The organism is Desulfovibrio sp. SGI.102, from assembly GCF_050314315.1.
Classification (GTDB): domain Bacteria; phylum Desulfobacterota; class Desulfovibrionia; order Desulfovibrionales; family Desulfovibrionaceae; genus Desulfovibrio.
Map to the genome: position 1 here is coordinate 1 of NZ_JBNPNC010000082.1, position 6,816 is coordinate 6,816.

General features: G+C 59.1%; 7 protein-coding genes. 6 read left to right on the forward strand and 1 reads right to left on the reverse strand.

Annotated features, from left to right (window positions below; all coding sequences use genetic code 11):
- The first annotated feature begins 389 nt into the window (after positions 1-389).
- The 5 genes from ACQRCJ_RS11680 to ACQRCJ_RS11700 all read left to right on the forward strand — a co-directional run bounded on the left by ACQRCJ_RS11680 (position 390) and on the right by ACQRCJ_RS11700 (position 5,165).
- A complete protein-coding gene (locus ACQRCJ_RS11680; RefSeq protein ID WP_427799863.1) occupies positions 390-1,496 on the forward strand; it encodes an ABC transporter substrate-binding protein in 1,107 nt (368 codons plus the stop codon).
- Positions 1,497-1,652: 156 nt separating this feature from the next.
- Positions 1,653-2,417: an ABC transporter permease gene (locus ACQRCJ_RS11685; protein ID WP_303997103.1), complete on the forward strand. Its 765-nt coding sequence runs from the start codon at positions 1,653-1,655 to the stop codon at positions 2,415-2,417.
- 18 nt (positions 2,418-2,435) lie between these two features.
- Positions 2,436-3,230, forward strand: a complete 795-nt coding sequence (locus tag ACQRCJ_RS11690) for an ABC transporter ATP-binding protein (RefSeq protein ID WP_320855050.1) — start codon at positions 2,436-2,438, stop codon at positions 3,228-3,230.
- Positions 3,221-3,985, forward strand: coding sequence for an acyl-CoA dehydratase activase (locus tag ACQRCJ_RS11695; protein WP_168936506.1), 765 nt, complete (start codon positions 3,221-3,223; stop codon positions 3,983-3,985). Before ACQRCJ_RS11690 ends, ACQRCJ_RS11695 begins: the two co-directional genes overlap by 10 nt.
- A gap of 49 nt (positions 3,986-4,034) precedes the next feature.
- Positions 4,035-5,165, forward strand: coding sequence for a double-cubane-cluster-containing anaerobic reductase (locus tag ACQRCJ_RS11700; RefSeq protein WP_168936507.1), 1,131 nt, complete (start codon positions 4,035-4,037; stop codon positions 5,163-5,165).
- Positions 5,166-5,318: 153 nt separating this feature from the next.
- Here ACQRCJ_RS11700 and ACQRCJ_RS11705 read toward each other — a convergent pair whose 3' ends face one another.
- Positions 5,319-5,507 carry a hypothetical protein gene (locus tag ACQRCJ_RS11705; protein WP_168936508.1) on the reverse strand — a complete coding sequence of 63 codons (189 nt, stop codon included), beginning with the start codon at positions 5,505-5,507 and terminating at the stop codon, positions 5,319-5,321.
- A 368-nt stretch (positions 5,508-5,875) separates the two neighbouring features.
- Here ACQRCJ_RS11705 and ACQRCJ_RS11710 point away from each other — a divergent pair, with 368 nt between their 5' ends.
- Positions 5,876-6,568, forward strand: a complete 693-nt coding sequence (locus tag ACQRCJ_RS11710) for a tellurite resistance TerB family protein (RefSeq protein ID WP_304014845.1) — start codon at positions 5,876-5,878, stop codon at positions 6,566-6,568.
- Positions 6,569-6,816 lie beyond the last annotated feature (248 nt).

Below are 6,816 nucleotides of genomic sequence, written 5' to 3' on the forward strand. Positions count from 1 at the left end.
TCAGGACTGTCTTGATCCTTCCGGCGATAGGGAAAGGTCTCATAGCTGGTTGTTTTGGAAAAACTTTCAAGAGAACAGGGAGGGTACTTTACTTTGTATTCCTTCCTTCGTATGCTCAAAATATATCTGGTGTAGTATTTCTGGAGAGAATATGGATAGTTGGCGCATGCTTCTGTCTGGTCTGACCTGACGCTGTCTGTGGTGGGGCTGTATGTCCTTGTCGCCGCAGACGGTTTGCTGACGCCTGTTTTCCGTCGCCTTTCTCCGGGCAAGCTCGCAACACCCCATCACTTCCGCGCAGTCTCGCGCGGTTTTTTTGTGCCCAACGGCAGGATGGCCTGCCGTTTTGCGACCATGGTGGTCGCATCATCACAAAAAGGGGGTTGCCCATGTTCGTTCCGTCCACCCTTCGCAGGCTGGCTTTGGCCGGCATCGCTGTGCTGGGTCTGTGTTCCATGTCTGTTGCCGCTGAACTGCCGGCCTTCAAGACTGGTTTCATCTTCACCACCCACCATTCCCCATTCCAGGTCGCAGCTTCACGCGGTGAGGCCTTCCGCGATCTGGGCGTTTATCTGAAGCCTCTTGTGGAACGCGAAAGCTACGAGCTCATCAAGGACGGCAAGCCCATTGCCATCCTCGATCTGGTCGTGGCCAAGAGCGGTTCCGAGGCCGCCACGCTTTTTGCCCAGAAGCATCTGGATATGGGCATCGCCTCCATCACGGCCATCATGGCTGGCATCGACAAGGGGACGCCCATGAAGATCGTCTGCCCGCTGCAGACGGAAGGCATGGCGCTGGTGGTGCCCAAGGATTCTTCTCTGACCAGCTGGGAAAGCCTGCTGCAGCGGGTGAAGGACAGCAAGGAGCCCGTCAAGATCGGCTTCCATTCGCCTACCAGTGCCCCCAAGATCGTGCTGGAAGGCGCGCTGGTCAAAGCCGGGCTCAAGGTGACGCTTGATCCTTCGGACAGCAAGGCGGATGTCCTGCTGGTGGACCTGAAAGAGACCAGTAACCTGCTGGCCTCCCTGACCGCCGGACAGGTGGAAGCTGTTGTCGGTCCTTCGCCCTTCCCTGAAGTGGCCCAGACGCGCGGTATCGGCAAGGTACTGGTCAATCTGGGCGAACTGCCTCCCGCCGGGCAGTGGGCCAACTTCCCCTGCTGTGTGGGGGTGGCCTCTGAAGAAATGATCGCCAAGCATCCTGAAGTGGTCCGGGCTTTCGTAGCCCTGATCTCCCGCGTGGGGGCCTGGTGCAATGCCCATCCCCAGCAGGCCGGTGAGGTCGCCGCCCAGTGGATCGGTCTGCCGCCCGAGGCCGGGCGCAAGTCCAGCCTTGTGTTCCTGGGAAGCTTCAATGACAGCTGGCTGCGCGGCGCGGATACCTATCTGCGTATCCTGGACAGCATGAACAAGTTCAGCGGCAGCCTGCGCCACAAGACCATGGAGCAGGCCCGCCCCCTGCTGATCAACGATTCGTTCCTTGATACCGGAAAATAGCCGGATCTCTTTGTAACCGCCGTTCCTTTTCCTGCGGCAGGGATGAGCCTCTGCCGCAGGCCACTCATTGCTTGCAGGTCGACTATGCCGGGACGAATCATCTTTTGGGCGGCGCCTCTTCTGGTGCCTGTGCTCTTCTTTATCGTATGGGAATCCATGGCGACACTGGTGGGCAACAGCCTGATCCTTCCTCCGCTGGAGGAGATCGGGGCCTTGCTGGCGCACCCGCTGGACAATGTCATCGCCATGGGCACGCTGGCAGGCAATATCGGCATCAGTCTGGTTCGCGTCCTCTGCGGGTATGCGGCAGCCGTGCTGCTGGGAGTGCCTTTGGGAGTGGCCATGGGCTATTATGCCGGTCTGCATCGCCTGCTCAATCTTTTTCTGGGCATGTTCCGCCCCATCCCGCCTCTGGCCTGGGTACCGCTGGTGCTGGCCTGGTTCGGCGTCAGAAGCCTGGCAACGGCCATGGGCCTGCCGCGAAGCGAATTATATTATTATCTTAATAACTTGAAGATATCCATGCTGTTCATCATCTTCATCGGCGCGCTGTTCCCTATCCTGACCAGCGCCGTGCATGGTGTGCAGACGGTCAACCGCACGCTGGTGGATTCGGCCCGGGTTCTGGGGGCGTCCGAGCGGGACATCTTCACCAAGATCCTGCTGCCCGCCGCGGCTCCGTCCATCGTCAATGGCCTGCGCATAGGTCTCGGGGTGGCGTGGATGTGTTTGGTCTCCGCGGAGATGCTGCCCGGCAGCCTTTCCGGGGTGGGCTATCTGATCACACATGCCTATACTGTGGGACGCACGGACGTGGTCATTGCCGGCATGATCAGCATCAGTGTGGTGGGAGCCTTGCTGGATATGGCTTTTCAGTGGATAGAGCGACGCAAGTATGCGTGGAAACAGTTTTCTCGGTAGGCGCGTATGACGGAGAGTGTGCTTTCTGCCCGAAAGGTGCGCAAGCGCTTTCGCCTGCGTGAAGGTGAAGTGCTGGCCCTGAAGGGACTGGATCTGGATGTGCGGGAGAATGAATTCATCTGCATCGTGGGGCCCAGCGGTTGCGGTAAATCGACGTTTTTGCGCATGGCTGCCGGGCTTGAACCTGTCAGTGAAGGCGAGATCCTGTACCGGGGCCAGCCGGTGAAGACACCGCGCCGTGAGGTGGGCATGGTGTTCCAGGAATATTCCCTGCTGCCCTGGCGCACGGTGGAAGACAATGTGGCTCTGGGCCTTGAATTTGCCGGGAAAGGCCGCGAAGAGCGTCGCAAGGTGGCGCGCGAATATCTGGAGCTGGTGGATCTGGCCGCTTTTGCCCGGGCCATGCCCCATGAACTTTCCGGCGGCATGCGGCAGCGCGTGGCCATAGCGCGGGCCTTGGCCAACAGGCCTGACGTGCTGCTGATGGATGAACCGTTCGGGGCGCTGGATGCGCATACCCGTATCCTATTGCAACGGGAGCTGCTGCGCATCTGGCAGCATCACAAGACCACCATCCTTTTCGTGACCCACGGGGTGGACGAGGCCGTATATCTGGCTGACAGGGTCGTGGTCATGTCGGCGCGCCCGGGAACGGTCCGCGCTGTCGTGCCGGTGGACATTCCCCGGCCTCGCCACCGTGGGGATCCTGAATATGCGCGCCTGACGGCTTCCATCCTGGAAATGCTGGATACAAGTGCCGGGACCGGGCGCGATGAGCGGAAAAATGATGCGGGAGGCTGTCCATGCCGGTAGCTGGAGTGGATGTGGGGTCTGTGGCCGCCAAGGCCGTAGTGCTGGACGAGGAAAAAAAGATCGTTCTTGGGCGGGCCGTTCTGCCCACTGGCTGGAACAGCCGTGAAGCCGGGGAACAGGTGCTGCAGGCCGCCTGCCGTGCCGCGGGAGTGGAGCCGGCGGGCCTGCGGCGTGTGGTCGGCACGGGTTATGGCCGCGTGGCCTTGCCCTTTGCCGACAAGGTCGTGACCGAGATCTCCTGCCATGCGCGCGGTGCCTCCTGGCTGTTTCCTGCCACAGGCGTGGTGCTGGACATAGGCGGACAGGACAGCAAGGTCATCGCGGTGGAAGACGGTGCTGTGCAGGATTTTGTCATGAATGACAAATGCGCGGCTGGGACAGGACGTTTTTTGCAGGTCTTGTCCGGTATCCTGGGCATGGAGCTGCCGGAGCTGGGGCAGGCCGCCGCCACCGGCAAACCCGTATCCATCTCCAGCATGTGCGCTGTATTTGCGGAGACAGAGATCATCGGGCTGCTGGCGCAGGGGACGGCCCCGGCCGACATCGCTGCGGGGGTATACCTGTCCATCGCACGCCGTATGCGGGGGCTGGCAGCACGTATCCCGCTGAAGGGAGAGTGCACCTTTACCGGTGGGCTGGCTACCAGTCCGGCATTCAGCGGACTGCTTGCGGCGGAGCTGGGAGTACCGGTCAATGTCCCTGACGATCCCCAGACCGTGGGAGCTTTGGGTGCGGCCCTCGTGGCGGCCCGCTGATAACGCAACGACGCCACCGGCACGCTCCGGAGCGCATGGGAGAATAAAGATGACATACGCAAGTCTTGAACATTTTCGGGATGTGACCAGCCGTAACGTGCTGGCCCTGCAGGAAGCCAGGGAAAAAGGTCGCAAGGTGGTGGGGCAGTTCTGCATCTATTCCCCGCTGGAGATCGCCCTTGCGGCGGGTGCCGTGCCGGTCTCGTTGTGCGGTACGAAGCAGGACTCCATCCCTGTGGCGGAAGAGGTGCTGCCGCGCTGTCTGTGTCCCCTGATCAAGAGCAGCTTCGGCTTTGCCCTGCAGGACAGCTGCCCCTATCTGGCGGCTTCTGACATCGTGGTGGCGGATGCCACCTGTGACGGCAAGAAAAAAATGTATGAACTGCTGGCTGCCTACAAGCCCGTGATGGTCCTGCAGCTTCCGCAGATCCAGGATGAACGCGCTCATGCCTACTGGCGGGAGCAGTACGCCTTGTTGGTGGCCCGTCTGGAACAGGACTTTGGCGTCCGGATAACGGAAGAGAAGCTGCGGGCTGCCATGGATCTGACGTCCCGCTTGCGTCAGGCCCTGAAAAAGGTGCTGGATCTGGCCCGCCGGCGTCCGTCGCCCCTGCGGGGTCTCGATCTGCTGGACATCTGTTTTCGGGCCTCGTTCATGCCGGACTATGAACAGGCCATCCGCTTGCTGGAGGCCATCCACGCGGAATTGCAGGACGCCCCGGCGGCTGTGGCTCCAGATGCTCCCCGTATCCTGCTGACAGGCGTCCCCACGGGTATGGGGTCGCACAAAGTCGTGCAATTGCTGGAAGAATGCGGTGCCAGCGTGGTCTGTATCGATAACTGCACCTGTTACAAGAAAGTCCTGCTGAACATGGAAGAAGAGGGGGATGCCCTGGACATCCTGGCCCGCCGCTATCTGGACATGCACTGCGCCGTCATGTCTCCCAACCCCCACCGCTATAGCATCCTGAAGGATCTGGCCCGGGATTTTGCCGTGGATGCCGTGGTCGATCTGACATGGCAGGGCTGCCAGCCGTATGATGTCGAGTCCTGGAGCGTCAAAAAATTCGTGCGCGAAGAGCTGGGCTTGCCTTTCCTGCAGGTGGTGACGGATTATTCAGGTACGGATACGGAGCAGCTCAAGGTCCGGCTGGAAGCCTTCCTGGAGATGCTGGCCTGAGGCACTTTCCACAGCTCATCCGTCGCATATTAATATGCTATAATTATTGAATTTTCTTTTTTAGGAACAAACGAAAGATGCCATGGCAGCATATGCCATGGCATCTTTCATTCTGAGGGGAAGGAAGGAATTTGGGAATTCCGGCAGAATCAGCTACCAGTTTTCAGGATCGGCGTATTTTTCCTTGCCGAAGCTGCATGCACCGCACATGGATGTGCTGTTCACGAAATGGCCGTCTCTCGTATAGACATCGACCACAGGACCGTGCCCACAGGCGATGCATTTTTTCGTATAATTGGGGCGCAAGCGGCATTCGATGGGGGGCTGTTTTCTTTTGGTCATGATCTTTCTCCTTGAAGTGAAAAGAAAGCCTTGCCTTTGCAGAAATCACACTAGGCAAAAACGGGAACGCGAGCATGTCCGTTGTGTGACGATTGGATGTACCCCTGAAAAGTATGAAAGCAGAAGCGGGGCATGGTGAGGCATGGTCGTGCGATCGTGGCTCCGCTGCCCAAGACATAGTGGAAGCATGTTTTTTGCAATGAAGATTGGCTGTGAGGGAAAAAGCAAGGGCCACCGGCAAGCAGCCCGAAGGCTACCCTCTTGACTTATAGCGGCATGATCCTATCTGTACTCTGACACACGCTGTTCACGCACAGGGGAATATATGGAAAATCCCCCTGTGCCAGACAACAACATGAGAGGTTCATATGTCCCTTTTCGACATCTTCAATAAAAAGAACATTGGTGAAACGCTTGGCTCTCTTATGGATACGGCCAAAGAACAGGCATCCGGTCTGACCAAGGCTGCTCCCGGCGGCGTTGGCGGCCTGGTGGGTGCCGGCGCCCTGGGGGCGCTGCTGGGCTCCTTCATGTCCAAAGGCGCGTTGCAGAATGCCGCTCTGGTCGGTGCGGGCGCAGTAGCCTGGAATTTTTACCAGAAATGGTCGCAGTCCCAGAAAGAGAGCCAGCCTGCGGAACCGACTCCTGTCCAGCAGCCGGTGGCGGCTGTGGCCCCTGCCGAGCTGGATCCCACGGCCCGGCTCCTGCTGCGCGCCATGGTGTTCGCCGCGCGGGCGGATGGACATATCGACGCGACGGAACAGGATCGTATCAGCAAGGTCGTCGCACAGATGGCTCCCGGTCAGGACACCAATGCCCTCTTGGGTCAGCTGCTGAATGCCCCCATCGATCCTGCGGCTCTGGCCGCGGAGATTCGGTCCGCAGAGCAGGGGGAAGACCTGTACCGCCTGTCGTGCATGATCGTGGATATCGACCACTTTATGGAACGCAGCTACCTTGATGCGCTTGCCGCGGCCCTGAAGATCTCCGAAGCCCGCAAGGGACAGCTGGAGGAAGAGGCCCGTCAGGCCAAGGCCCAGCTGGCCGCGCATGCCGGATAGCATTTTTTAGCCCGGGTTAACCAAAGGCCACCCTTGCGGGTGGCCTTTTTCGGTCATAGCACCTTGGAGCATTCTAGTGACCTGTCTGCGGCAAATTAGGGGCGTGGAAAAGGCCTATATCGCCAAGAAACAGAAAATGGCGCATATTCCCCCTGAGAGCGAAAAAAGTTGTTTTTATGAATCACAGGTCAAAAAAATTTTTTTAGCGCCTTAAATCTCAATTTTGCGCGATGTATTTTTCGCCGATA